This is a genomic window from Lysinibacillus capsici, from assembly GCF_003367505.1.
In the GTDB taxonomy this organism is placed as follows: domain Bacteria; phylum Bacillota; class Bacilli; order Bacillales_A; family Planococcaceae; genus Lysinibacillus; species Lysinibacillus capsici.
Genome location: NZ_PXXX01000018.1, coordinates 273,108 through 299,032, shown reverse-complemented (window position 1 = coordinate 299,032; position 25,925 = coordinate 273,108). Strand labels below are relative to the sequence as shown.

The following is a 25,925-nucleotide window of genomic DNA, read 5'->3' as shown; positions in this document are numbered from 1 at the left end:
ATTAGAACGTGTGAGGTGTTATTCATGCATACCATCGTAGTAGGCTTGAATTATAAAACAGCGCCTGTTGAAATACGTGAGAAGTTATCATTCATTGAGAGTGAACTGCCACAAGCAATGGAAGCGCTGCAAAAGCAAAAAAGTATATTAGAGAACGTAATTGTTTCGACATGTAATCGTACAGAAATATATGCTGTTGTGGATCAATTGCATACTGGACGTCATTTTGTGAAACAATTTTTAGCCAACTGGTTTGATTTGCCTGTGGAGACATTTTCTTCGTATTTAACGATTCGTGAAGAAGATGAGGCAGTCGAACATTTATTTAAAGTGACAGCTGGAATCGATTCAATGGTTCTAGGTGAAACACAAATTTTAGGGCAAGTAAAAAAAAGCTTTTTAAGTGGACAAGAGATTGGCACAACAGGAACGGTATACAATCAGCTATTTAAACAAGCAGTAACATTTGCAAAGCGTGCTCATAATGAAACAGCGATTGGTGAGAATGCGGTATCCGTTTCCTATGCGGCCGTAGAATTAGCAAAGAAAATTTTTGGCTCATTACAACGCAAGCATGTAGCTATTTTAGGTGCAGGAAAAATGGGGGAACTTGCAATTGAGAACCTTTACGGTAGTGGTGTAGGGAAAGTTACTGTCATTAACCGTACATTTGAAAAAGCAGAAAGCTTAGCAGCTAAATTCCATGGTGAAGCTAAATCAATGAAGGAATTACAATGTTCTTTGTTAGAAGCGGATATTTTAATTACTTCAACAGGTGCTACTGATTATGTTATTGATTACGAGCTAATGCAATTTGTGGAACGTTTACGTAAAGGAAAACCATTATTCATGGTAGATATAGCGGTTCCTCGTGATATTGACCCACGAGTTGGCGACCTACCAAATGTTTTCCTATATGATATTGATGATTTACAAGGTATTGTCGAAGCGAACTTAGCAGAGCGTGAACGTGCTGCTGCTGATATTACTAATATGATTGGCGAAGAAGTTGTGCAATTTAAAGACTGGGTAGCTACTCTTGGGGTAGTGCCAGTCATCTCAGCATTACGTAAAAAAGCAAATCGTATTCAACAAGAGACTATGACAAGTATCGAAAATAAAATGCCAGATTTAACGGAACGTGAACGTAAAATTTTAAGCAAACATACAAAATCTATTATCAATCAATTGTTAAAAGAGCCAATCTTGCAAGCTAAAGAAATGGCTAATTCTCCAAAAGCAAATGAACAGTTACGTTTATTCCAACAAATTTTTGGTATAGAGGATGCTGTGGAAGCTGAAGTTCATGAGATGACAAAGCAAGAGCTTGAGCGCAAAGAACGCGCACAGGTATCTCAGACTTCTACTGAACCAAAGTACTCTTTCTAAATTATCTATTGCGCTCACGTAGAAAGCTGTGATTGTACATGGGTGTTACGCGCAATTGGATTTTCTACTGATATTACACGAGGCGTTTTCGTATCTGTATGGTAAACTAAGGATACGAAAACGTTTTTTTGTTTTCTATGCTAAAATAGTTTATTAATTTCACGACAAAGAAGGGATGTCTATTGGCTGATTTGACCATGACGAGGCTCTATGAAGTGATGATCGTCTTGTATGCGATCAGTCTAGTTTTTTACTTTACTGATTATTTTTATAAGCAAGTACGTGCAAGACGCATTGCTTTTTGGCTTGTTTCATTTGTATGGATGATTCAAAGTGCCATTATCATTTTAACGTTTGTGGAAACGAAGCGTTTTCCGATTTTATCCTTGTCTGAGGGAATACTTTTTTATTCCTGGTTACTCGTGACGTTATCCATTATCCTTCATTGCATAGCAAGGGTGGATTTACCTGTGTTTATTATTAATATACTAGGATTTTTATTCGCTAGTATATTTACTTTTATGCCGAAACGTCCTACAGGAGCTGTCGGGGATACTTTAATTTCAGAGATGCTTTTTATTCATATATCATTTGCAATATTGTCTTATGCAGCTTTTACATTAACATTTGTGTTTGCCATTTTGTATCTCGTTCTATATCGATTGCTGAAAAAGAAAAAGTGGTCGCATTTATGGACTAGATTGCCTTCCTTGCAGCAGACAAGCAGCTGGATGAATATTTCATTTTTCATTGGAATTCCGATGTTATTTATAAGTTTAATATTAGGGTTTGAATGGGCACTATTAACATTAGAGAGTCTTTCGATTTTCGATGCGAAAATCATAGGGTCCTTCATTATTTTAATTTTGTATTGTTTTATCCTATATGTGAATCGCAAAAGCAAGCTGACAGGTACAACTTATGCATGGGTACATATTTATGCCTATCTATTAGTTGTTGTAAACTTCTTCTTAGGTAGTAGTTTATCGCGATTCCATTTATGGTATTAGAAGAAAGGTTGGAGACTGTTGAGAAAAATTATTGTAGGTTCTAGGAGAAGTAAATTAGCGCTAACGCAAACAAATTGGTTCATTAATGAATTAAAAGCGGCTGGTGCACCATTCGAATTTGAAGTAAAAGAGATTGTAACAAAAGGTGACCAAATTTTAGATGTACAGCTTTCAAAAGTAGGTGGGAAAGGGTTGTTTGTAAAAGAAATTGAACAAGCCCTTTACGATAAAGAAATTGACTTTGCTGTTCATTCTATGAAAGATATGCCTGCTGTATTGCCAGATGGGCTAGTGATTGGTTGTATTCCACCACGTGAAGATGCTCGTGATGCATTTATTTCGAAAGAGCATGTTAAATTTGCTGACCTTCCTGCGGGAGCAGTCGTTGGGACAAGTTCTTTACGTCGTAGTGCTCAGCTTTTAACAGTACGTCCTGATATCGAAATTAAATGGATTCGTGGAAATGTTGATACACGCTTAGCTAAGCTTGAAACAGAAGAATATGATGCCATTATTTTAGCAGCGGCTGGTTTGAAACGCCTTGGGTGGAGTGATGATGTAGTCACTGAGTTTTTACCTGTCGAACAATGTCTACCAGCTGTAGCGCAAGGTTCTCTTGGCATTGAATGTCGTGCCGATGATGCGGAGCTTTTAGCCGAATTAGGTAAGTTGACTGATTCATTCACTTGGCAAGAAGCACATGCAGAACGTGCATTTTTAGCTGCAATGGATGGTGGTTGTCAAGTTCCGATTGCTGGTTATGCCACTTCAAATGGGGAAGAAATTACATTAACAGGCCTTGTTGCTGCTCCAGATGCATCTGTTGTGTATAAGGAAACAGTAGTTGGCACAGATGCACAAAAAATTGGAGAAGAACTAGCTGCTAGTTTAACAAAACAGGGAGCTTTCGATTTAATTCAGCGTGTAAAGGCAGAGCAAGATGCCCAGTAATTTACCTCTAAAGGGTAAAACCATACTTTTAACAGGCACATCTAAGACAACAACCATTGTCGAAAATATAACAGCTTTAGGTGGACATGCCATCGTAGCCCCATTAATTGAAACTTGTGAACGATTAGATAGCAAGGATCCTGAACTATTGAACCGCGCTAAGCAATATGATTGGTTGATTTTTACTAGTCAAAATGCTGTAGAAGCTTTTGCTAGTAAAATGCTTCGACATCAATTTAATGCAAGTCATTTCAAAGGAAAAATAGCTTCCATTGGATCTAAAACAACAACAGCATTAGAAAATTTAGGATTTCAAGTGAGCTTTATGCCTTCCATATTTAGTGCTGATATTTTCGTTAAAGAATTTCCGAGTGTAGCGGGTGATCAACCGAGATGTCTGTTTATTCGAGGAGAAAAGGCGAAAAGTACGCTGAAGGATGGATTGCCTTTTGAATTAAAAGAATGGACAGTCTATGAAACGATAGAACGACATGATCAAACATCTGTTATTGTCAGTTGCATCCAGCAACATCAAAATGTTACAGTGATTTTTGCTAGTCCTTCAGCAGTTGACGTGTATGCAATGGAAGTTGTTCCACATATTGGCTGGGAAGCAGCTCGCATTGCAGCCATCGGTCATATTACGGAAGCAGCTCTTGAACAATACGGTGCTACTGTGGATATTATGCCAAGCGTTTATACAATGCAAGCAGTCATCGAAGAAATTATGAAAGTAGGGGACAAATCATGACAAAACTACAATTTCAAAGACACCGTCGTTTGCGTGCCAATGCAACGATGAGATCAATGGTAAAAGAAACATACTTACATAAAGAGGACCTGATCTATCCTATTTTTGTAATAGAAGGCGAAAATATTAAAAATGAAGTACATTCAATGCCTGGCGTTTTTCAATTTTCATTAGATAAACTAGAGGCAGAGGTGGATGAGGTTGTAGCATTAGGTATTCCTGCAGTTATTTTATTTGGCTTGCCAGCTGAAAAGGATGCGGTTGGAACAGGTGCATTTCATGATCATGGCATTGTGCAAGAAGCGACTCGACTCATTAAAACACGTCATCCTGAGTTGTTAGTCATCGCGGATACATGCTTATGTGAATTTACGGATCATGGACATTGTGGCTTAATTGAGGGCGATCAAATTTTGAATGATCCTTCATTAGATGTTTTAGCTCGCACGGCGATATCACAAGCAAAAGCTGGCGCTGATATCATTGCTCCATCAAATATGATGGATGGCTTTGTAACGGCAATTCGCGCTGGTCTGGATGAAGCTGGTTTTGAACATATCCCGATTATGTCCTATGCAGTCAAATATGCATCCAGTTACTATGGACCTTTCCGTGATGCTGCAGATGGTGCTCCGCAATTTGGTGATCGTAAATCCTACCAAATGGATCCATCAAATCGTCTAGAGGCATTCCGTGAAGCGGAGTCAGATATCGAAGAGGGCGCAGATTTCCTAATTGTCAAGCCTGCCCTTAGCTATTTAGATATTATTCGAGACATGAAAAATAACTATCCATTACCGCTTGTTGCGTATAACGTTTCAGGTGAATATGCAATGATTAAAGCGGCTGCTATAAATGGTTGGATTGAAGAGAAAAAAGTTGTGCTTGAAACATTATTAGGCATGAAACGTGCAGGCTCTGATTTAATCATTACGTATCATGCAAAAGATGCTGCACGTTGGTTGGAGGAGAAATAAATGACACGTTCTTACGAAAAATCAAAACAAGCCTATGCTGAAGCTGTTCAATTAATGCCGGGCGGTGTAAGTAGCCCAGTACGTGCATTTAAATCAGTAAATATGGACCCGATTTTCATGGAATCTGGCCATGGGGCAATCATTAAAGACATTGATGGCAATGAATATATTGATTATGTATTGTCTTGGGGTCCGTTAATTTTAGGACATACACATCCAGAGGTAGTGAAAGCAATTGCAGATACAGCTGCGAAGGGTTCTTCCTTCGGTGCTCCAAGCTATACAGAAAATCGCTTAGCTCAATTAGTATTAGACCGTTTACCAGGAATGGAAATGATTCGCTTTGTTTCTTCTGGAACAGAGGCTACTATGTCTGCATTACGTGTAGCACGTGGTGTGACAGGACGTGATAAGATCTTAAAGTTTGAAGGGTCTTATCATGGTCACGGTGACTCCTTATTGATTAAAGCTGGTTCTGGTGTTGCCACATTAGGCCTACCTGATAGCCCTGGCGTACCTGCAGATATCGCCCGCAATACGTTGACAGTTGCCTATAATGATTTAGAAGGGGCAAAAGTGATTTTTGAGAAATTTGGCACAGAGTTAGCTGCAGTCATTGTGGAGCCAGTAGCAGGAAATATGGGTGTTGTACCTCCACAACCAGGTTTCTTAGAAGGTTTGCGTGCACTTACTTCAGAGCACGGTGCATTATTAATCTTTGACGAAGTCATGACAGGTTTCCGCGTAGATTATGGCTGTGCACAAGGGTATTTTGGGGTAACGCCTGATATGACTACTTTAGGTAAAGTCATCGGAGGTGGTCTCCCTGTAGGCGCATTCGCTGGGAAAAAAGAAATTATGGAGCAAGTAGCACCAGCTGGACCAATTTATCAAGCAGGAACATTATCGGGGAATCCGTTAGCGATGACAGCTGGTTATGAAACGTTATCCCGTTTAGACCATGGTACGTATGATTACTTTAAAAAATTAGGGGATCAGCTTGAGGCTGGTTTCCGTGAAGCAGCAACTAAATATAATATCCCGCACACTGTTAATCGTGCAGGCTCTATGATTGGCTTCTTCTTCACGAATGAAGATGTCATTGATTTTGCTTCTGCTAAAACATCAGATTTACAATTATTCGCTGAATATTTCCGTCTAATGGCAGAGGAAGGTATTTTCTTACCTCCTTCTCAATTTGAGGGACTATTCATCTCAACAGCTCACACGGAAGAGCACATTGCGACAACAGTGGCAGCATTCCATAAAGTATTTGCGCAATTAGCGCAATAAAATTTGATAGAGCATGCTAGAATTATTTCTAGCATGCTCTTCTGCTGTTGAAAAACAAAACCATCACTAGAATTTTTGCGAAAGGTGAAAATGGTTTCCGTTGTAGGCTACTTGCTTTCCTATGGCTCACCTCTTTAGCTATCCCATGGGATTCAAGCACCTTCCACCCCACCCCATAAAAATGTTTCTTAATAGCAAGATTTTCAAATAAAGTAAAAGTGTTCACTACTCATTTTATTTAGAGGTGTTGTCACTCACGAACGCCCCCCTGGAAAGGATGCTAGCGGAATGGAATAAACCCTCGCTTTGTAAAATTGCTTTATATCCCATTGACATTACCTTTTTTAATGGATTAAGCAGAAGGCATTATAGTGCTTGAGGAATACATGAGTAAAAAGGAACAATAGCATATATTTACTAGTAAGTACGCTCAACTATACTGGATGAAGGACCTGCTTTTGTCAAAATTACATCTTTCAGCATAGCCAAATTGTGGGCGATATCGTTTATAATATAGCTATTCATAAAAGAAAGTAGTGAATTGATATGGCAACAGGCACACACACGGTCGAAGTACCCGTAGGGATTGAACATGTATGGGATTTCGTTAGTGATATGGAAAAATGGGCAAAGCTTGTCCCTGGTTATAATGCACATGAAATGATTGATGAGAAACACTCCACTTGGACTTTTAAAGGCAATGTTGGCGTTTTGAAAAAAACAGTTGAAGTAGAAATTACAATCTTAGAATGGATAGCACCATCAAAAGTTACATTTGAATTAAAGGGGCTTTCTGATAACTTCACAGGAAATGGCTATTTCCTCGCAGAAAGTATCGACGCTGAAAATACTAAAATGACAGGATTCTTAGAAGTCATTGCAGGCGGGTTAGCTGGCCCTGTTCTCAATCCGATTTTTAAACCGATCGTACCAAAGGCAACACAAATGCTAACAGATCGTGTAGCTAATAAAATTAAATTAGTAAATGTTTAATGATACGAACATCCATGGGAATGGCATGCTAGACTATTACTTCTAGCATGCCATTTTTTTAGTAGTATCTATTTTTAACTCTGTTCAAATGGCAACATCCTAGCATACTATCCTTCAAATCGTCATATGATGCAAAGGGAGGGATTATTATCGAACACAAAACTTGGAATATGCGCGAAACATTTTGTTTTCCTGGATATGGCTGCCCAACTGAAATAGCAGCTGTTCAAATTAAGCCACAGTGGCAGGCAATGCAGTTAGAGGATTCTTTGCGACTTATGGGCATCTATCATATCACCGCACACGTTCGCTTTGATTTTCAAGATATGCAAGCATTTGCGGAAAATGAAGATTTAATTACAATTGATGCCCTTGATATTCAAGGAGATACTGGTTATTTTGAGTATGCCGTTCCTTTACATGTGGATTTACCAAAAGAATCAGATGTCAAAGATTTAATGGTCAAGGATATTCGCCCTAGTCTAACAAATCAGATGTGTCAGCTTGAGTGGACAGTCACAAGCGCTTTCAATGAGTATGAACCTGTTGTTGAAAAAGATGTGTTAGACAATCCGCACCTATCAACACATGCTTTCGAACAAGAGGAGACATTGGCTGCAATTGAAGAAAGTGTTCAAGTGAAACAACCTGCCGCAGTAGCAGCAGCTTCACGCCAAGAGAATTCTACAACAGTTGACCAAAAAGCTGTATTAAGAGAATCCTCAAGCCATATTGTTGTACGCGAATCCAGTACTTGGCATGAAGTGCCTTCTATGATTTGGGATCTAACAGAAGAATATACACCGCTTAAAGTTCGTGTTTCAAATGATGTCTTTCAAAAGTAAATAGCAGAGAAGTAGCAGGAGTAATAAGAAGACTAAATCACCTGATGTTGGCACAATAATGACACGGATAAACTGAAAAGCACAAATCGGCACGATGATGGTTCTGCAATAAAAACGAACTTGTCGTAGCCAAGGTGGTAAAAGCCAAGGGTTATACTTGCGTCGTCGCATTTGAATTGTCACTTCCTTTTCTATTTACTTTCCTCTTACTAAAAGATGACTAAATCACTTGAAAAATGACACGATCCTGCGGTACAATAAGGAAAATCAAATACAGATGCTATGATAGGGAAGAGTAAATTTTGACTACATTTTCAGAGAGGAAACGGTAGCTGAGAAGTTTCTATTTGTACGAAATTGAAGGTAGCCCTTGAGCAGCTTTAGTGAAATAATAGTAGTTAAAGCCGGTTAAACACCGTTACCGAATTGAGAGCCAGTAGAATAGGCTGAGAAAATATGTTATTTAATATTTATCTTAACCCTGCTGGAATTAAAGGTGGTACCGCGAACTAAAACTCCTTCGTCCTTTTAGACGAGAGGAGTTTTTTTATTGGGTAAAAAATAAATAGTATTTCTTTACCAACAGTTTTCAAACAATAGGAGGAGTCAATATGACAGAAAACATTTCAATGCCAACTAAATATGACCCACAGTCCATTGAAGCTGGTCGCTATGAATGGTGGTTACAAGGGAAGTTCTTCGAGGCACAGCCTGAAAGTGGGAAAAAGCCCTATTCAATCGTTATTCCACCACCGAACGTAACAGGTAAATTACACCTTGGTCATGCTTGGGATACAACATTACAAGATATTCTCATTCGTATGAAACGCATGCAAGGCTATGATGCCCTATGGTTGCCAGGTATGGACCATGCTGGTATAGCAACACAGGCAAAAGTAGAAGCCAAGCTGCGTGAGGATAATATTACACGTTATGATTTAGGACGTGAAAAATTCCTCGAAAAAACATGGGAATGGAAAGAAGAGTATGCTGGACATATTCGTGATCAATGGGCAAAGCTTGGTCTTGGATTAGATTATACACGTGAACGTTTCACATTAGACAAAGGTCTTTCAGATGCCGTAAAAACAGTTTTTGTTCAGTTATATGAAAAAGGTTTAATTTATCGTGGTGAACGTATTATCAACTGGGACCCAGCAGCAAAAACAGCATTATCTGATATCGAGGTAATTTATCAGGATGTGCAAGGTGCCTTCTATCATATGAAATATCCATTAGCTGATGGCTCTGGCTATGTAGAAGTTGCTACAACACGTCCCGAAACAATGCTTGGTGACTCTGGGGTAGCTGTTCACCCGAACGATGAGCGTTATCAGCACTTAATTGGTAAAAACGTTATTTTACCGATTGTAGGTCGCGAAATTCCAATTGTTGCTGATGAGTACGTTGATATGGAATTTGGTACTGGGGTTGTAAAAATGACACCAGCCCATGATCCGAACGACTTTGAAGTTGGTAATCGTCATAATCTAGAGCGCATTCTAGTAATGAATGAAGACGGCACAATGAATGATCTTGCTGGCAAATATAAAGGAATGGATCGCTTCGAATGCCGCAAGCAAATTGTTGCTGATTTACAAGAAGCAGGTGTGTTAATTCGCATTGAAGAGCATATGCATTCAGTAGGACACTCTGAACGTTCTGGTGCTGTTGTTGAGCCATATCTTTCAGCACAATGGTTCGTTAAAATGCAACCACTTGCTGATGCTTCCCTAGAGCTGCAAAAGGACGAAGAAGGGAAAGTAAACTTTGTTCCTGCTCGTTTTGAAAACACATATTCCCGCTGGATGGAGAATATACGCGATTGGTGTATTTCTCGTCAATTATGGTGGGGCCATCAAATCCCAGCCTGGTACCATAATGAAACAGGAGAAATATACGTAGGTAAAGAAGCCCCAGCAGATGCAGAAAACTGGACGCAAGATGAAGATGTACTAGATACATGGTTCTCTTCAGCACTATGGCCGTTTTCTACTATGGGTTGGCCAGATGAAGCAAATGAAGAATATAAACGTTACTATCCAACAAATACATTAGTAACAGGCTATGATATTATTTTCTTCTGGGTTTCTCGAATGATTTTCCAAGGCCTTGAGTTTACAGATCAACGTCCATTTAAAGATGTGCTAATTCATGGTTTAGTACGTGATGGTGAAGGGCGTAAAATGAGTAAATCACTTGGCAATGGTGTTGATCCAATGGATGTCATTGAACAATACGGTGCAGATTCATTACGCTACTTCTTAGCTACTGGTTCATCACCTGGTCAAGATTTACGCTATACAACTGAAAAAGTTGAAGCAGTATGGAACTTTGCCAATAAGATTTGGAATGCATCACGTTTTGCGCTTATGAATATGGATGGTATGACATATGATGAGATCGATTTAACTGGTGAAAAATCTGTAGCTGACAAATGGATTTTAACGCGCTTAAATGAAACGATTGAACGTGTAACCTCTCTTGCAGAGCGTTATGAATTCGGCGAAGTTGGCCGTGAATTATACAATTTCATTTGGGATGATTTCTGTTCTTGGTATATTGAAATGGCAAAATTACCACTTTACGGTGAAGATGAAGCAGCTAAAAAGACAACTCGATCTATTTTAGCTTACGTACTAGATCAAACAATGCGTCTTTTACATCCATTTATGCCTTTCATTACAGAAGAAATCTGGCAGCACTTACCACACGAAGGTGAATCTATTACAGTGGCAGCATGGCCAACAGTACGCACAGATCTTCATTTTGCTGATGAAGCAGATAATATGAAGCTCCTAATGGATATTATACGTTCAGTACGTAATATTCGTGCGGAAGTAAATACACCGATGAGCAAAAAAGTACCGTTGTTTATTTCAGCGAAAGATGCAGCAACAGCAGCTGTACTTAAAGATAATCAAGCATATCTAGAAAAATTCTGTAATCCTGACACTTTAACAATTGGTGAAGGTTTAGAGGCCCCAGGACAATCAATGACTGCTGTTGTGACAGGAGCACAGGTATTCCTGCCTCTTGTTGGACTGATCAATCTTGAGGAAGAAATTGCCCGTCTTGAAAAAGAATTAGAGAAATGGGCAAAAGAAGTAAAGCTTGTTACAGGTAAATTATCGAATGAGAAGTTTGTATCGAAAGCACCGGAAGCGTTAGTCAACGCAGAACGTGAGAAATTAGCAGATTACGAAAGCAAGCATGCAGTTGTGTTAAAACGTTTAGAAGAATTAAAAAATATGTAAAGACGAAGCAATGGATGACGAAAAAGTCATCCATTGCTTTTTTTATGTAGAGCTAAAGATATACATTGAATTAGGAAAAAATATATAGTATTATTTTAAATAAATTGGTCTAATAGATGATGTGCAGCGCTGAACTAATAGGAAACAAAACCTAATTTTATGTTATTTAGCCGTGAAAAACCAAATCTAAATAGATGGTTTTTTAGATAGATAGTCTTTATTAGTAAAGAAAATAAGAGCCAATGGAGGTGTTGAGAATGTCAGGAAATATTGCAACCATTATTACAAAAGTCAACAAAGCATGTGATGAATTAGACTTTGTAAGCGCGAGAGTATTGATCGAAACGAATCTCTTAAAATTATCCGAAGCAAAGTATTATCGTTTATTGAATACAAGTGGCCGTGTCCTGATTAAGCACATATTAGCAAATAGTAATCCCCAACAGGATAGCACTAAATTATCACGAACAGATTTATTAACGATCCAAAAAATTAATGAATATTGCTCAGATTTTGATATATCGATGCTAAAAAGAACGTTAAAAAATGCTTTTGACTTAGTGCAACGCCCAGATGTTCATCCATTATTAAATAGTGATGCAAAAACCATTTTAAATAATATGGGTGCTTTATTAGGTGCTCACAAAGTACACTAAAATAATATTAATACGAACACGCAGTTGCTAGCTGCGTGTTTTTTGTATTTTGTCATTTTGCTATGTTATTAAACGTTACTTGTACTAAAATAAAGATATTGCAGTAAGAAGGAGTGTTTCTTTTGTTTAACACAATGAACGAATGTACAAAATTTATTTTTACATTAAAAGCAGTTGATCATAAACGTGCGCCACTTGTCCTTATGCGGGAAGTACTAGGACATTTAGATGAACCTCACAACAAGCTAAGAGTAATCCATGTAGCAGGTTCAAATGGTAAAGGTTCTACGGTGAACGCATTAAGAGAAATGCTTCAACATGCAGGCTACACTGTAGGGGCATTTACGTCTCCACATTTAGAGCGAGTTAATGAACGTATGACCATCAACGGCCACCAAATTTCGGATGAGCAATTTCTCTACTATTTCAATAAACTTGCGAAAATTATAGAAGAACACTACAATGGTGAATTTCCAAGCTTTTTTGAGGTAGTTACACTCATTATGTTTCAGTATTTTGCACATGAAGGTGTAGATATAGCGCTTATTGAGACAGGGCTTGGAGGGCGTTTGGATGCGACAAATGTCGTAACACCGCTTTTAGCTATTATTACAACGATCTCGTTAGAGCATACAGCCTTTTTAGGCGACACTTTCGCAAAGGTTGCCGCTGAAAAAGCTGGCATCATCAAGGAAGGCATACCAGTTGTTGTAGGTGTTCATAATGAGGAGGCATTGGCTGTCATTAAAGCCACGGCAGAGGAACGACATGCGACGTGCTATGTTTTAGGTCAAGACTTCATGGTGACAAATAGTTGGCAAAGTACTGACTATCAGCATTTTACATATGAAAAGGACCCTGTCTTGATGAAGGATGTACCATTAAAAATGGCTGGTCAACATCAAATAAATAATGCAAGTTTGGCAATCACAGCCATACTAACATTACGTGAGCAGGGGGCAATTGTCATTACTGATGATTCTATTTGTCAAGGTCTACAATGTGCGCAATGGGCAGGCCGCTTTGAGCAATGGCCGAATCAAATTGTGCTAGATGGTGCTCATAATTCAGAGGGTACAGCTGCTCTGATCCAAACACTAAAAAATGTCTATCCAAGAAACAATTATCACTTTATTTATGCGGCATTAGCAGATAAGGATCATGGTAACAGTATAGAACTAATGGATGCTGTTGCCACCTCGATCACTTTTACACAAATAGATCTACCGAATGCAATGCCTGCTGAAAGCTTAGCGATGTTGTCGACTCATGCAAATAAAACGGTTCATATAGAATGGCTAAAAAGCCTTCAAACAGTATTACAAGAACGCCAAAAAGAGGATATTGTTGTCATTACAGGCTCATTATATTTTATAGCACAAGCTCGACAGTGGCTACAGGAGGAAGGACGATGATCCCAAACTTTGATCATTATAAAGAGAAATGGCAGGTTAAAAGTGAGGATATCATTAAACCAGGTCTTACAGCGATTGAAGAGGCTTTATCATATTTAGGTAATCCTGAGCAAACTTTGCGTGTTGTCCACTTAGCGGGCACAAATGGCAAAGGCTCTACGTTAACATTTCTAGAGGCAATTGCACAAGAACATGGCTTACGCGTGGGCAAATTTATGTCACCATGTATCGTTGATGTTCATGACCAAATTCAAATAGCTGGTCAACCTATAACAGAGGCTGAAATGGATCAAGTTTTCCAACAGATGCATGATGCTGGGCTGAGTGGCAAACTAACCGATTTTGAATTGCTGACGGTGGTGGCATTTTTACATTTTGTCAATGGGCAGGTGGATATTGCGCTGATTGAAGCGGGAATGGGTGGTTTATTGGATAGTACAAATGTGGTAACACCTATTGTCTCTATTATCCCAAGTATTGCTTTAGAGCACACAAAGTTTTTAGGGGATACGCTTGAAAGCATTGCACACCATAAAGCAGGTATTATTAAACAACAACGTCCAGTTATTATTGGTGATTTGCCTGATGAGGCGAAGCGAGTTGTGGATGCAGCAGCCGTTCGAAAAAAAGCCACTCTATTTGCATTAGGTCAGCATTTTGCCATTAAGCAAACAACTGATGGAGAAAGCTATATGAATGACGTACAGCAGTTCCAAATTGCGAACCTGAATCGTTCTATGAAGGGGACACATCAGGGAAACAATATGGCTCTCGCCATTACAGCATTTTTTGAAGTGGCGTCAGAATTAGACGTGTCTATTGATCAAACAGCTATTCGTCAAGCTGTGCAAAAGGCCTCTATTTTGGGACGCTTTGAAGAAATAATGCCTTTCGTTATATTGGATGGTGCGCATAATCCTGCAAGTGCTGAAAAATTAATAGAAACGATTCAGTGTGAATATCCAAATGAGCAGATAACATTTGTCGTTGGCATACTAGCAGATAAAGATGTTGAGCAGATTCTCGGAATTCTAGAGCAGGTGAGTGATGACTTTTACTTCGTCGATTTTGCTAATTCACGAGCAATGCCAGCACATCAAATGGTCAAACTTTCTCATGCAACATCGAAAACAACCTTGCTTGACTATGCATCCTTTATACAGGCACAATCACATAGACAGCAGAGAACCATTGTAGCAGGCTCGTTATATTTATTAACAGAGGTTCGTCATAGATTAAAACAATGAAATAACTAGGGCTCTTAATAGTGAGTCCTAGTTTTTTTATGGCTGCAAATTTAGGATTGCAATGAGTTCCGTATCAAAAAATAATAAATTCGCATTTACCCTTTGGAATGTACATATAATATCATATGATGTTGGCATAGATAGGTGGAAGGATGAGGTGATAGTTGAATGAAAATTGTAAGTCATGTGATGAAAAAACAAATATTTCGAGCAATGATTATTGGTGGATTTGTTGGTCTATTAGGTGTAGCAATTTTTCTGGGCGTTTTACAAGCCAGCACACAGTTACCTTTAAAGAAAAATGGTAGTGAAGTGGCAAATAATCAATCACAAACAGAAACGATTCCAACTGCCGGGGAGACAACCAATACATCTAATGCATCGATGTTTTATGCAAGCCAAGCTGGCGTGTATTCAAACTATGAGAGCGCAAGTTCATTTGTTGCTGAGTATCCTGCCTTAAAAGAGAGCGCGATCGTTCAAGTTGATGACAAGTTTTATGTGTGGACAAGCATGGTGACGGAGGAAAGTCAGCTAAAATTTTTACAGGACCCCGCAACCTTTAAAAAGGCATTTAGCGTCAGTGGTGAAAGCTGTAAAGAACCTACCTTGGCAGAACTACCAACTGCATTAGCAGATAAAAATGCCGCAAAATTAAATTTTAAGGAAAATGGCAAGGACTCAACGCTACCTGAGGATTGGCAGTCCATTGGCGCAGCGGCCTCTACTATTTCCAACGATATCAACATCATTCGTCTGCATGTTTTTGCACATTACCAATCTAAAAATACGTGTCTTCAAGTGAAGTTTTAACAATAAATAATAATGAAATCTTCATTATCTTGTTTTTTTGAAAATTTTCAAATTGTGCATTCTTCTGTATCATAAGGATAAGGAGGAATGATCAGATAATGTTAAAAACAAATCATAAGCTTGTCCTTGCTTCTGCTTCCCCTAGGCGCAAGGAATTGCTTAACATGCTAGCACTCCCGTTTGAAGTCTTGACAAGTGAAGTGGAAGAAACAAGTGTACAAGCTCATACAATGCAGGATTATGTAAAAGGAGTAGCTTTATTGAAGACGCGTGATGTAGCCAAAAAAGCAGCTAATGCCACGATTATTGGTGCAGATACAATCGTTGTTTACAATCAAGAGCTACTACATAAACCTAAAACGCGTGAGGAAGCTATTTCTCACTTATTACGTTTGTCAAATAACAAACATAGTGTGATGACTGCGGTCGCTATAATCGAACCGAATGGAAAGGAAACGACCTTTGTGGAAGAGACTACAGTTGTTTTCCACCGTCTATCGCAGGAATTAATCGAAGCTTATGTAGATTCAGGAGATCCTTTTGATAAAGCGGGTGGTTATGGCATTCAAACGATTGGTACACTATTAGTTAAAAGAATTGAAGGAGATTATAACAATGTTGTAGGTTTACCACTTGCAACTTTGTTTTCGCAATTGGTGGATCTACAGATAGTCCAATTTGCGAAGGAGTGAATATTTTTGCTAGAAGACGCTTTACCAACTTTGATGATACGAGATGTCAATATAGAGGATCGTCCCCGTGAACGGCTATTACGACAAGGAGCTGAGAGTTTATCGAATCAAGAGCTACTCGCTATTTTATTGAGGACAGGCACAAAGGAAGAATCTGTGCTTGTTCTTGCAAATAGGGTGTTAAATGTTTTTGAACGACTCCATCATTTGAAGCATGCAACCATCGAAGAAATGATGGCTATTAAAGGAATAGGCGAGGTGAAAGCCATTCAATTAATGGCTGCTGTTGAACTTGGTAGAAGACTGGCTCAAAAACATAATGATGAGAAATTCACAATACGTTCTCCACAAGATGCAGCAACTTACTTAATGCCTGATATGACCTCGCTTAATCAGGAGCATTTTGTTGTGCTTTTTTTAAATATAAAAAATCAAATTATTCATAAGCAAACGATTTTCATTGGCAGTTTAAATGCATCCATCGTTCATCCTAGAGAAATATTTCGAGAAGCTGTCAAAAGGTCTGCCGCTTCTATTATATGTGCCCACAACCATCCAAGTGGGGTGCCAACACCGAGCACGGAGGACATTGAAGTAACAAAGCGAATTGTTGAAGCAGGCTATATTATAGGGATAGAGTTAATTGATCACGTCATCATCGGCGACCATCAATATATTAGTTTAAAGGAAAAAGGATATTTTTAACTCTGCATACAATATGCAGAGTTTTTTATGATGAATCCATTTTGTTGTATAGAAGATTCTATTACTATAAATGACCTTAATTATAACCAGTCATAAAATTTTTGTATTTTTTTGTGGTATATTGGCGAACCTTTTTTCTTACATAACGTTAATGTATTCATAGAAAAGCAATTATCTTCACAAAAATTGGTAGCCTGATACACATTGTCTTATGGGAATAAAAATTATATGCTAATCTATACGTACTATTTTTAGTTTAAGAGGGAATTAAAATAGTATCTTTTCTGTGAGATGAAGTATGTGATACTACAAATTCTTGCGTTTTTCCGTTATAATGAACGGTATGAATTTTATCTTTATTCAGGGAGGACTCCCATCAAAATTGGTGGTGAGGTGAATGAGTGTGTAGTTTTTTCATAGGTGTAAACTACCAACTGATGGAGATAAAAAAATTTGACAGGTGTTATGGACGTTGAAAGGAGTCAATTGTGTATTTACACAATTCAATTTCCTATACATTGTCGTCAAATATATTGGATGTCAACGAAAGTATGGCTTATATAGAAAGGGAGTACACAATTTGTTTGGACTAGGAAGCAAAGATGTCGGGATTGACCTCGGCACAGCGAATACATTAGTGTTTATTAAAGGAAAGGGAATCGTATTACGTGAACCTTCAGTTGTAGCAAAAAATACAAAAACAGGGGATATTGTTGCCGTTGGTAATGATGCGAAAAATATGATTGGTCGAACACCTGGCTCAATCGTAGCGATTCGTCCAATGAAAGATGGCGTTATTGCTGACTTCGATATTACAACAGCAATGATTGAGTATTATTTAAAAGAAGCATGTAAAAACTCTGGAGGCAACTGGAAAAAACCAAATGTTATGATTTGTGTACCTTATGGTATTACTTCAGTGGAGCAGCGTGCTGTTATTGATGCTGCACGACAAGCAGGTGCAAAAGAGGCGTTCACAATCGAAGAGCCATTTGCAGCAGCAATCGGTTCAAATCTTCCTGTATGGGATCCTACAGGGTCAATGGTTGTTGATATCGGTGGAGGTACAACAGAAGTTGCCGTTATTTCATTAGGTGGTATTGTAACGAGTGAATCTGTACGTGTTGGTGGTGATGCAATGGATCAATCCATCATTTCGTATATCCGTAAAACGTATAATTTAACAATTGGTGAACGTACAGCAGAAGCCGTAAAAATGGAAATTGGTACGGCATTGGCAGAAGGACCAGAAGCACGAATGGATATTAGAGGACGTGACCTGTTAACAGGTTTACCGAAAACAATTGAAATTTCTTCACAGGAAATTTCTGAATCATTACGTGAAGCGGTTTCCTCTATTATTGACGGTGTTCGTAAAACATTAGAACAAACACCTCCAGAATTATCTGCTGATGTAATGGAGCGCGGTATTGTATTAACTGGTGGTGGGGCACTGCTAACAAACTTAGACAAAGTAATCAGTCAAGAGACAAATATGCCAGTATTCATTGCAGAAGATCCTTTAGACTGTGTAGCGATTGGTACAGGTAAGGCATTAGATCATATCGACTTAATTCGTCAACAACAAGTTAAAGGGTAAGGAGGTTTAGGCAATGCCACACTTTTTTTTCAATAAGAAAGTAATTTTGCTGCTCATAGGCATGGTTTTTCTTGTGGCATTGATTAGCTTCTCATTACGTGATCGGACGAATGCAACTTTACCAGAGCAAATTATTAAAGATACTGTCGGTTTCGCACAATCGCTTGTTGCGAAGCCGGCGAATTATATTAATGGTGTTTTTAATAGTATTGACTCCCTCTTAAACACGTACGAAGAAAATAAACGTTTAAAAGCACGCTTAGAAGATTTTGCAGTTGTACAAGCTGAGGCTACGGATTTAAAATCAGAGAATAACAAGCTTCGAGAGCTTTTGGATAAAACTGAGAGCTTAAAGGCATTTAATCCAATTCAAGCAACAGTGATTGCTAGAAATCCTGACCAGTGGGAAGAGAAAATTATTTTAGATAAAGGGTCTTCTCATGGAGTCAAAAAAAATATGGCAGTTATGACCGCGAAAGGGTTAGTGGGGAAAATTACCCTAGTTACACCTTTCACATCTGAGGTAGAGCTTTTAAATACAAATAATCCAAACTATCGTGTTTCCGCGATGGTGCTAGGAGAAAAAGAAGCATACGGTTTAATCGAGGGCTTTGATGAAGAACGTAATGAACTCATTATGAAGCGAATCGATTCTAGCATGAAGGTGAAAGAAGGCGAGCAAGTAGTTTCTTCAGGTCTTGGTGGTATTTTCCCTAAGGGAGTGCCGATAGGAGAAATTACGGAAGTTAGTACAGATGACTTTGGTTTAACGAAAATGGCGTATGTCAAACCATCTGCTGATTTTTCAATTTTAGAGCATGTTGTGATTGCCAAGCGAACATCCACAAGTATTGATGGATCAGATGGCAATGCAACGAATGAGGATTTATCGAATCCGCAAGAGGCAAGTGAAGAGGAGGCGGAGTGATGGTTCGATTTCTCATCCCCTCTGTAGCGGTTTTACTATTCCTGTTAGAACCAGAATTTGCTATGCTTTCCCCGATTGAAATTAAAGGGGAAGTCTATTTTCTGGTACCGCGTTTTTTAATCTTATACCTTATTTTTATATCCATCTATTACAGCCGTCAACGTGCGGTAATGTATGGACTTTTTTTTGGTGTCTTGTATGATGTGTTTTACATTGATATTATTGGATTATATTCAGTACTTTATCCACTTATATGTTTTTTGGCAGGGTCTATCGTGAAAGTTATACATCAGCACTTAGTTGTAACAACTACAATTTCAGTTATACTAGTAGCGATTTTAGAATTTATTCTCTATCAATTCTTTTTCCTAATCGATTTTACAGCAATTCCTTTAGCGGATTTCTTACGTTCACGACTACTACCAACAATCATTGCGAATGCTTTATTTTTAATGATTCTTGGGTGGGCCTTCAAGTATCTAATTAATGCGCGTGTCTTACAGAGAGCACGTGAGGTTTCTTAACAAAGAACAACGTGAGGTGAGGCATTCATGAAAAAACAGTTAGTTAATATGAAGGGAACGAAGGACGGTTTTGTACTACGCCTAGACGACCAATGTGCGTATGGTGAACTAGTGGAAGAATTAAAGAATAAGGTTTTAGAGGGCGGTATCGATGGTAAAGTTGATGTACAATTATACTTAGGCTATCGATACTGTACTGAAGAACAATTAAATGAACTTATAAAAATTATAGAAGAAACAGAACAGCTTATTGTATCGAAGGTGCAAAGTGAAGTACTGACTGTCCACGAAAGCAACCAGAAGATGTTTGAAAGCCAACAAGATACATATATAGGAGTGGTCAGATCAGGACAAATTCTGCGTTCATCCGGGGATATTACCATCATAGGAAATGTCAATCCAAACGGTCGTGTTGAGGCTGGAGGTAATGTATATGTCCTAGGTAGACTTAAAGGGATTGCACATGCTGGTATGCAAGGCAATAAAGAAGCAATCATTGCAGCATCTCGATTTGAAGCCACGCATATCATGATTGCCGATCAAGTTCAGGTAATGTCAGATGAACATGTAAAAGCGATTAATCAAGTAGAAATGACTTGTGCATTTATTGGCTACGATGGACGCATTACGTACGATCAAATTCATGCCTTAAAAAATATTCGACCATTGTTAAATGTGTCTAAGGGAGGAAGCTAGTGTGGGAGAAGCGATCGTCATAACTTCAGGTAAAGGCGGTGTCGGTAAAACAACGACAACGGCTAACCTTGGGACTGCATTGGCTCTACAAGGTAAAAAAGTATGTTTAGTGGATACAGATATTGGCCTACGTAATTTAGATGTGATTTTAGGCCTTGAAAATCGTATTATTTATGACCTAGTCGATGTGGTGGAAGGACGCTGTAAAATTCATCAAGCATTGATTAAGGATAAACGCGTAGATGAGAAACTATTTTTATTACCTGCTGCTCAAACAACAGATAAAAATGCTGTTACCCCTGAGCAAATGAAGAGCTTAGTAGAGGAATTGAAAAGAGACTATGATTATGTATTAATCGATTGCCCAGCGGGAATTGAGCAAGGCTACCGTAACGCTGTTGCTGGTGCAGATCATGCGATTGTTGTCACAACACCTGAAATTTCTGCTGTTCGTGATGCAGATCGTATTATTGGTTTACTGGAGCAGGAAGAGATAACAGCACCTAAACTCATCATTAATCGTATTCGACAACATATGATGAAGAGCGGTGACACACTGGATGTCAATGAAATTACAACTCATTTATCTATTGATTTATTAGGCATTATTATAGACAGTGAAGGTGTCATTTCATCTTCTAATAAAGGTGAACCAATTGTAATGGACCCCTCAAATAAAGCGTCATTAGGCTATCGAAATATTGCCCGTCGTATTCTTGGTGAATCAGTGCCATTAATGGCTATACAAGATGAGCAAAGAGGGATGTTTTCAAAACTTAAAGCCCTTTTCTCAAAATAAATTAAAACCTTTTCGTGCAATTGTACGAGAAGGTTTTTTCTTGTGCATGTTTGGACATGCAATCACATATAGTGAGGAAAAAAGGATGAGGGCTTGTTTAAAAAATGGAAATGGTTTGTCACGATACTTCTTGTGGCGGCGATCATGCTTGTAATTCGTTTAGAGGACCAGGGTGTAGTGGATACACCTGTTCGGAAGCTTGTTACAACCTCTGCTGATTTAACGTATTTAAGTGAGCTCGGGCAAAGCTGGTTTGAAAAAGAAAAAGAGACCATCATGGTTTCTAGTGATGTAGGGCAAGCAGATCTTTTAACATTTGCGAATGCCCAAGTATTTAAAGAAGGCTATCTATTGCAGTATGATGTTGGCTTACCTATCTATGCTGGTCAAAATGGATTAGTCGTTTTTACTGGCCATACAAAGTACACAGGTAAGACCATGACCATCAGCTATGAAGATGGTACAACCGTTTCCTATGGTATGTTAGATAGTTTAGCTCAACTACCATACACATCTATTCAAGCAAATGATTTAATTGGCATGAAAGAAGCGGGTCAACTTTATGTGTCCATCGAAAAGGGAGATGCCCATTATGATTTAGAGCAAATTGTACAATGGCTTGAAACGACGGAGACAAATGAGGATTAAATTACATCTTCTGTGTATCCCTCTCGTATTTGTCATGATTTTTAGTGGCCAGTTAGCCTATTACGCGATCATTCTGTTTTCCTTACTGTGGCATGAGGCTGGTCACTTAGTTGCGGCAGTAATGTGTGGAGTGAAGGTGAAATCCTGCGTAATTACACCATACGGGGGAGAAATTCAATTTGAAAATCCAGCGGTTGTGCAAGCTTCGTCACTCCTATGGATTGCATTAGGAGGGCCAATCGCTACGATTATTGGGATTGGCCTCGCTTTTTTTATGCCTGATTTACTCGCTACTAAGCTTATAAATGTACAACTCGTGTTATTGGCTGTCAATATTGTACCCATCATACCGTTAGATGGTGGAAGGATATTGTTAGCCTGCCTATTTTTAAAATATCCAAGAGCTCACGTGATAGAGCTATATTATTGGTTATCATTCATCGTAGCTACTATACTATTACTTGTCACTTTCAAGTTCTTGCCACAATCTATTTTTTTAGCCATCATAAATTTATTCATTTGGTTGCAAGTGTTGAAAGAATGGCGTTATCGAAAATACCGAGTTGCTTTTGAAAAATATGTTATGAATAGATTGACTTGAAAAAATTCGTGTGGTAATATTTTAATGTTATTGTTTGTAGCACCCGTGCTACTACAACCGCTCTGTAAAGGTTTAAGTGTCTAGTAAGATCACCTTATGAAACAGGCGAGTCTGAGTCTAAGAGGAGGTGCAGTAAAATGTACGCAATTATTGAAACTGGTGGTAAACAAGTCAAAGTAGAAGCTGGTCAAGAAATCTATGTTGAAAAATTAGGCGTAGAAGCTGATGAGGTTGTAACTTTTGATAAAGTTTTATTCGTAGGTGGCGAAAACGTTAAAGTTGGCGCTCCATTCGTAGAAGGCGCTACTGTAACAGCTAAAGTTGTTAAAGAAGGCCGTGCGAAAAAAATCGTTGTTTTCAAATTGAAAGCTAAAAAGAACTACCGTCGTAAACAAGGTCACCGTCAACCTTACACAAAATTAGTTGTTGAAGCAATCAACGCTTAATTGTGAGGTATAGCGAATGATACAAGTTACGATTCATCACGATGAAAATAGACATGTGTCAGCATTCGAATTTTCAGGACATGCTGGTTATGATGAATCTGGTAAGGATTTAGTATGTGCAGGAGCATCAACTATAGCCATTGGTACAGTGAATGCTATTTATGCATTATTACAAATTCAGCCAGAAATCGAACAAGCTGCTGAAGGTGGAGGCTATCTCAAGGTAGATTTACCATCAGACATAGAGCCTGAAGTAGATGCAAAACTACAGTTAATTGTTCAAGTAATGACTGCCCAAGTGTATTCTATGGTGCAAAATTACGGACAATACATCCAAATCAACTACAACCAAGTAGGAGGTGGAACTCGATGAAATTATTATTAGCATTAGACCTTCAACTTTTTGCATCGAAAAAAGGGGTAGGTTCTACTAAAAACGGACGTGACTCTGAGTCTAAACGACTTGGTGCAAAACGTGCTGATGGCCAATTCGTAACAGGTGGTTCAATTCTTTACCGTCAACGCGGTACAAAAATTTACCCAGGTACAAACGTAGGTCGTGGTGGTGACGATACACTATTTGCTAAAGTTGACGGCGTTGTTAAATTTGAACGTTTAGGTCGCGATCGCAAACAAGTATCTGTTTATCCAACAACACAAGAAGCTTAATCTTTTATAAGATAACATAAAGCGGAGGACTGCATTTATTGCAGTCCTTTTTTTGGCTAAATTTCAAAAAAGCCGATTGGACGCAATGACACCAAGGTATAATTGATTAAAGAATTAAGGGAAAAATACAGCAAAACTTGTTATACTAGTAAGGATAACTTTATTGGAGTGAATGGGATGAACAATCAATCACTAACCATTAGTGAAGTATTACGTTTTGCAAATCATGATTATGTGAATCAACTGCAACTGATTCGCATGAATTTAGATTTAGGTAGAATCGAGGAATCGAAAAAACTTATTCAACATTATTCAGAACAATTACGAGTATTTTCTATCCTCAATCGACTACAATTACCACAAACAATTGAATGGCTTCAAACAGCAGGATGGCGTTACCCATCATTAGCTTGGAAGCTAAGCGGTGAGATAAAAAAGCCTGTGACCAATGATATTGATCAGGAAGTTGTAGATTATTTAAACAAAACAGTTATGCATGTTTATGATACATTAGATCCATTTACAGAGCAGATCCTAACGCTTGATGTACGTGTTGACGATCATACATTTGCCGTGACATTCACGCTAAATGGGTTATGGAGTGCTGATGCATTCACCGAAAAAGGTTTGAAACAATTCGACATTCAAACAATTGAGCAGACAACTACACGCTGGCAATATGTCTTGAGTGCAAATAGGGAGTGAACTAAATGTTTGTCGATCACGTAAAGATTTATGTTAAAGGTGGCGATGGCGGAGATGGTATGGTAGCCTTTCGCCGTGAAAAATATGTACCAAATGGTGGTCCAGCTGGTGGAGATGGTGGACACGGTGGTAACGTTGTATTTGAAGTAGAAGAGGGCTTACGAACATTAATGGATTTCCGCTATAAACGCCATTTTAAAGCACCTCGTGGCGAGCATGGGATGAGTAAAGGCATGCATGGTAAAAATGCGGAGGATTTAATTGTTAAAGTACCACCAGGCACAGTGGTTATGAATGAAGAAACAAATGCTGTTATTGCTGACTTAGTCGAGCATGGGCAAAGAGCAGTTATTGCGAAAGCAGGCAGAGGTGGACGAGGTAATTCTCGCTTTGCTACACCTGCCAACCCGGCGCCAGAACTTTCTGAAAAAGGTGAGCCAGGACAAGAATTAAATGTTATATTAGAGTTAAAAGTTTTAGCAGATGTAGGGTTAGTTGGTTTCCCAAGTGTTGGTAAATCAACACTTTTATCTGTTGTTTCCGCGGCTAAGCCAAAAATTGGTGCTTATCATTTCACAACAATTGTACCGAACTTAGGCATGATTGAAACGGATGACCATCGAAGCTTTGCGATGGCTGATTTACCAGGGCTTATTGAAGGAGCACATCAAGGAGTTGGACTAGGTCATCAATTTTTACGACATATCGAACGTACACGCGTTATCGTTCATGTCATTGATATGTCAGGGATGGAAGGCCGCGATCCATATGAAGATTATTTGACAATTAATGAAGAGCTAAAACAATATAATCTTCGTTTAACAGAGCGTCCACAAATTATCGTAGCCAATAAAATGGATATGCCAGATGCAGAAGAGAATTTACAAGCATTCCGTCAGAAGGTTGGAGAAGACGTTCAAATTTTCCCAATTTCTGCTGTTTCACGTCAAGGTTTAAAAGAGCTACTTTTTGCCATTGCCGATCTATTAGAAGTAACGCCTGAATTCCCACTATATGATGATCTAGAGGAGCAATCAGACGCAACCGTAATGTACAAGCATGAGGCAAAAGGTGAAGATTTCGAAATCACACGTGATGATGATGGTACATTTATTATTAGTGGTTATGCAATTGAGCGTTTATTTAAAATGACAGACTTTAGCCGTGAGGATGGTATACGTCGTTTTGCTCGTCAATTGCGTGCAATGGGTGTGGACGAGGCTCTGCGTGAGCGTGGAGCACAAGATGGCGATACAGTACGCCTACAAGAGTTTGAATTTGAATTTGTCGATTAAGACATGAGTTTTAGGGGGAA

At 38.7% G+C, this 25,925-nt stretch carries 28 protein-coding genes and 2 other annotated features; of the genes, 27 read left to right on the top strand and 1 reads right to left on the bottom strand.

Features of this window, described 5'->3' with window-relative positions; all coding sequences use genetic code 11:
- Window positions 1–24 precede the first annotated feature (24 nt).
- The 8 genes from hemA (at window position 25) to C7B89_RS17040 (ending at window position 8,209) form a co-directional block, all read left to right on the top strand.
- Window positions 25–1,389 carry a glutamyl-tRNA reductase gene (gene hemA / locus C7B89_RS17075; RefSeq protein WP_048395129.1) on the top strand — a complete coding sequence of 455 codons (1,365 nt, stop codon included), beginning with the start codon at window positions 25–27 and terminating at the stop codon, window positions 1,387–1,389.
- 182 nt (window positions 1,390–1,571) lie between these two features.
- Window positions 1,572–2,399 carry a cytochrome C assembly family protein gene (locus C7B89_RS17070; RefSeq protein ID WP_004226624.1) on the top strand — a complete coding sequence of 276 codons (828 nt, stop codon included), beginning with the start codon at window positions 1,572–1,574 and terminating at the stop codon, window positions 2,397–2,399.
- 18 nt (window positions 2,400–2,417) lie between these two features.
- Entirely contained in the window at window positions 2,418–3,350 is a 933-nt protein-coding gene (hemC, locus tag C7B89_RS17065) for a hydroxymethylbilane synthase (RefSeq protein ID WP_054550018.1), read from the top strand.
- Window positions 3,340–4,101: a uroporphyrinogen-III synthase gene (locus C7B89_RS17060; RefSeq protein WP_115674150.1), complete on the top strand. Its 762-nt coding sequence runs from the start codon at window positions 3,340–3,342 to the stop codon at window positions 4,099–4,101. Before hemC ends, C7B89_RS17060 begins: the two co-directional genes overlap by 11 nt.
- Entirely contained in the window at window positions 4,098–5,078 is a 981-nt protein-coding gene (gene hemB, locus C7B89_RS17055; protein WP_048395134.1) for a porphobilinogen synthase, read from the top strand. Before C7B89_RS17060 ends, hemB begins: the two co-directional genes overlap by 4 nt.
- On the top strand, window positions 5,079–6,371 hold the full coding sequence (hemL, locus tag C7B89_RS17050) for a glutamate-1-semialdehyde 2,1-aminomutase (RefSeq protein WP_048395136.1): 1,293 nt from the start codon (window positions 5,079–5,081) through the stop codon (window positions 6,369–6,371).
- 546 nt (window positions 6,372–6,917) lie between these two features.
- Complete coding sequence (locus C7B89_RS17045) at window positions 6,918–7,364, top strand: SRPBCC family protein (protein ID WP_048395138.1); 447 nt, start codon at window positions 6,918–6,920, stop codon at window positions 7,362–7,364.
- A gap of 170 nt (window positions 7,365–7,534) precedes the next feature.
- Window positions 7,535–8,209 (top strand): valyl-tRNA synthetase, encoded by a 675-nt coding sequence (locus C7B89_RS17040; protein WP_175400699.1) that lies wholly within the window; start codon window positions 7,535–7,537, stop codon window positions 8,207–8,209.
- Here the strand turns inward: C7B89_RS17040 and C7B89_RS17035 are convergent.
- Window positions 8,186–8,380: a hypothetical protein gene (locus C7B89_RS17035; RefSeq protein ID WP_036124009.1), complete on the bottom strand. Its 195-nt coding sequence runs from the start codon at window positions 8,378–8,380 to the stop codon at window positions 8,186–8,188. The two genes, C7B89_RS17040 and C7B89_RS17035, sit on opposite strands and share 24 nt — an antisense overlap.
- Before the next feature lie 102 nt (window positions 8,381–8,482).
- Window positions 8,483–8,740 (top strand) — a binding site (T-box leader).
- Between the two features lie 80 nt (window positions 8,741–8,820).
- Between C7B89_RS17035 and C7B89_RS17030 the strand changes: the two genes are divergently transcribed.
- The 19 genes from C7B89_RS17030 to obgE all read left to right on the top strand — a co-directional run bounded on the left by C7B89_RS17030 (window position 8,821) and on the right by obgE (window position 25,905).
- A complete protein-coding gene (locus C7B89_RS17030; protein WP_048395142.1) occupies window positions 8,821–11,466 on the top strand; it encodes a valine--tRNA ligase in 2,646 nt (881 codons plus the stop codon).
- A 257-nt stretch (window positions 11,467–11,723) separates the two neighbouring features.
- A complete protein-coding gene (locus C7B89_RS17025) occupies window positions 11,724–12,122 on the top strand; it encodes a hypothetical protein (RefSeq protein WP_048395144.1) in 399 nt (132 codons plus the stop codon).
- 134 nt (window positions 12,123–12,256) lie between these two features.
- Complete coding sequence (locus C7B89_RS17020) at window positions 12,257–13,537, top strand: bifunctional folylpolyglutamate synthase/dihydrofolate synthase (RefSeq protein WP_208644739.1); 1,281 nt, start codon at window positions 12,257–12,259, stop codon at window positions 13,535–13,537.
- Window positions 13,534–14,784 (top strand): bifunctional folylpolyglutamate synthase/dihydrofolate synthase, encoded by a 1,251-nt coding sequence (locus C7B89_RS17015; protein ID WP_115674147.1) that lies wholly within the window; start codon window positions 13,534–13,536, stop codon window positions 14,782–14,784. The genes C7B89_RS17020 and C7B89_RS17015 overlap by 4 nt, the downstream gene beginning before the upstream one ends.
- 168 nt (window positions 14,785–14,952) lie before the next feature.
- Complete coding sequence (locus tag C7B89_RS17010) at window positions 14,953–15,597, top strand: hypothetical protein (RefSeq protein ID WP_004226648.1); 645 nt, start codon at window positions 14,953–14,955, stop codon at window positions 15,595–15,597.
- Between the two features lie 98 nt (window positions 15,598–15,695).
- Window positions 15,696–16,289, top strand: a complete 594-nt coding sequence (locus tag C7B89_RS17005; protein ID WP_066036508.1) for a Maf family protein — start codon at window positions 15,696–15,698, stop codon at window positions 16,287–16,289.
- Window positions 16,290–16,322: 33 nt separating this feature from the next.
- The gene (gene radC / locus C7B89_RS17000; protein ID WP_175400705.1) at window positions 16,323–16,994 is read left to right on the top strand and encodes a RadC family protein; all 672 of its coding nucleotides are present in this window, start codon (window positions 16,323–16,325) and stop codon (window positions 16,992–16,994) included.
- A gap of 580 nt (window positions 16,995–17,574) precedes the next feature.
- Entirely contained in the window at window positions 17,575–18,594 is a 1,020-nt protein-coding gene (locus tag C7B89_RS16995) for a rod shape-determining protein (protein WP_048395153.1), read from the top strand.
- A gap of 13 nt (window positions 18,595–18,607) precedes the next feature.
- Window positions 18,608–19,522: a rod shape-determining protein MreC gene (gene mreC, locus C7B89_RS16990; RefSeq protein ID WP_048395155.1), complete on the top strand. Its 915-nt coding sequence runs from the start codon at window positions 18,608–18,610 to the stop codon at window positions 19,520–19,522.
- Complete coding sequence (gene mreD, locus C7B89_RS16985; protein WP_054550026.1) at window positions 19,522–20,046, top strand: rod shape-determining protein MreD; 525 nt, start codon at window positions 19,522–19,524, stop codon at window positions 20,044–20,046. The genes mreC and mreD overlap by 1 nt, the downstream gene beginning before the upstream one ends.
- A 27-nt stretch (window positions 20,047–20,073) precedes the next feature.
- A complete protein-coding gene (minC, locus tag C7B89_RS16980) occupies window positions 20,074–20,742 on the top strand; it encodes a septum site-determining protein MinC (protein ID WP_004226657.1) in 669 nt (222 codons plus the stop codon).
- A 1-nt stretch (window position 20,743) separates the two neighbouring features.
- Window positions 20,744–21,541, top strand: a complete 798-nt coding sequence (gene minD / locus C7B89_RS16975; protein ID WP_004226660.1) for a septum site-determining protein MinD — start codon at window positions 20,744–20,746, stop codon at window positions 21,539–21,541.
- A gap of 93 nt (window positions 21,542–21,634) precedes the next feature.
- Window positions 21,635–22,189 carry a peptidoglycan DD-metalloendopeptidase family protein gene (locus tag C7B89_RS16970; protein ID WP_016991889.1) on the top strand — a complete coding sequence of 185 codons (555 nt, stop codon included), beginning with the start codon at window positions 21,635–21,637 and terminating at the stop codon, window positions 22,187–22,189.
- On the top strand, window positions 22,179–22,790 hold the full coding sequence (locus tag C7B89_RS16965; RefSeq protein WP_048395158.1) for a zinc metalloprotease: 612 nt from the start codon (window positions 22,179–22,181) through the stop codon (window positions 22,788–22,790). The genes C7B89_RS16970 and C7B89_RS16965 overlap by 11 nt, the downstream gene beginning before the upstream one ends.
- Before the next feature lie 45 nt (window positions 22,791–22,835).
- Window positions 22,836–22,913, top strand: a sequence feature (ribosomal protein L21 leader region).
- Window positions 22,914–22,927: 14 nt separating this feature from the next.
- On the top strand, window positions 22,928–23,236 hold the full coding sequence (rplU, locus tag C7B89_RS16960; RefSeq protein ID WP_004226667.1) for a 50S ribosomal protein L21: 309 nt from the start codon (window positions 22,928–22,930) through the stop codon (window positions 23,234–23,236).
- Window positions 23,237–23,252: 16 nt separating this feature from the next.
- The gene (locus C7B89_RS16955) at window positions 23,253–23,609 is read left to right on the top strand and encodes a ribosomal-processing cysteine protease Prp (protein ID WP_016991891.1); all 357 of its coding nucleotides are present in this window, start codon (window positions 23,253–23,255) and stop codon (window positions 23,607–23,609) included.
- A complete protein-coding gene (gene rpmA / locus C7B89_RS16950) occupies window positions 23,606–23,905 on the top strand; it encodes a 50S ribosomal protein L27 (protein ID WP_016991892.1) in 300 nt (99 codons plus the stop codon). Before C7B89_RS16955 ends, rpmA begins: the two co-directional genes overlap by 4 nt.
- Before the next feature lie 177 nt (window positions 23,906–24,082).
- On the top strand, window positions 24,083–24,610 hold the full coding sequence (locus C7B89_RS16945; protein ID WP_048395160.1) for a Spo0B domain-containing protein: 528 nt from the start codon (window positions 24,083–24,085) through the stop codon (window positions 24,608–24,610).
- 5 nt (window positions 24,611–24,615) lie between these two features.
- Entirely contained in the window at window positions 24,616–25,905 is a 1,290-nt protein-coding gene (gene obgE, locus C7B89_RS16940; RefSeq protein WP_054550027.1) for a GTPase ObgE, read from the top strand.
- Window positions 25,906–25,925 lie beyond the last annotated feature (20 nt).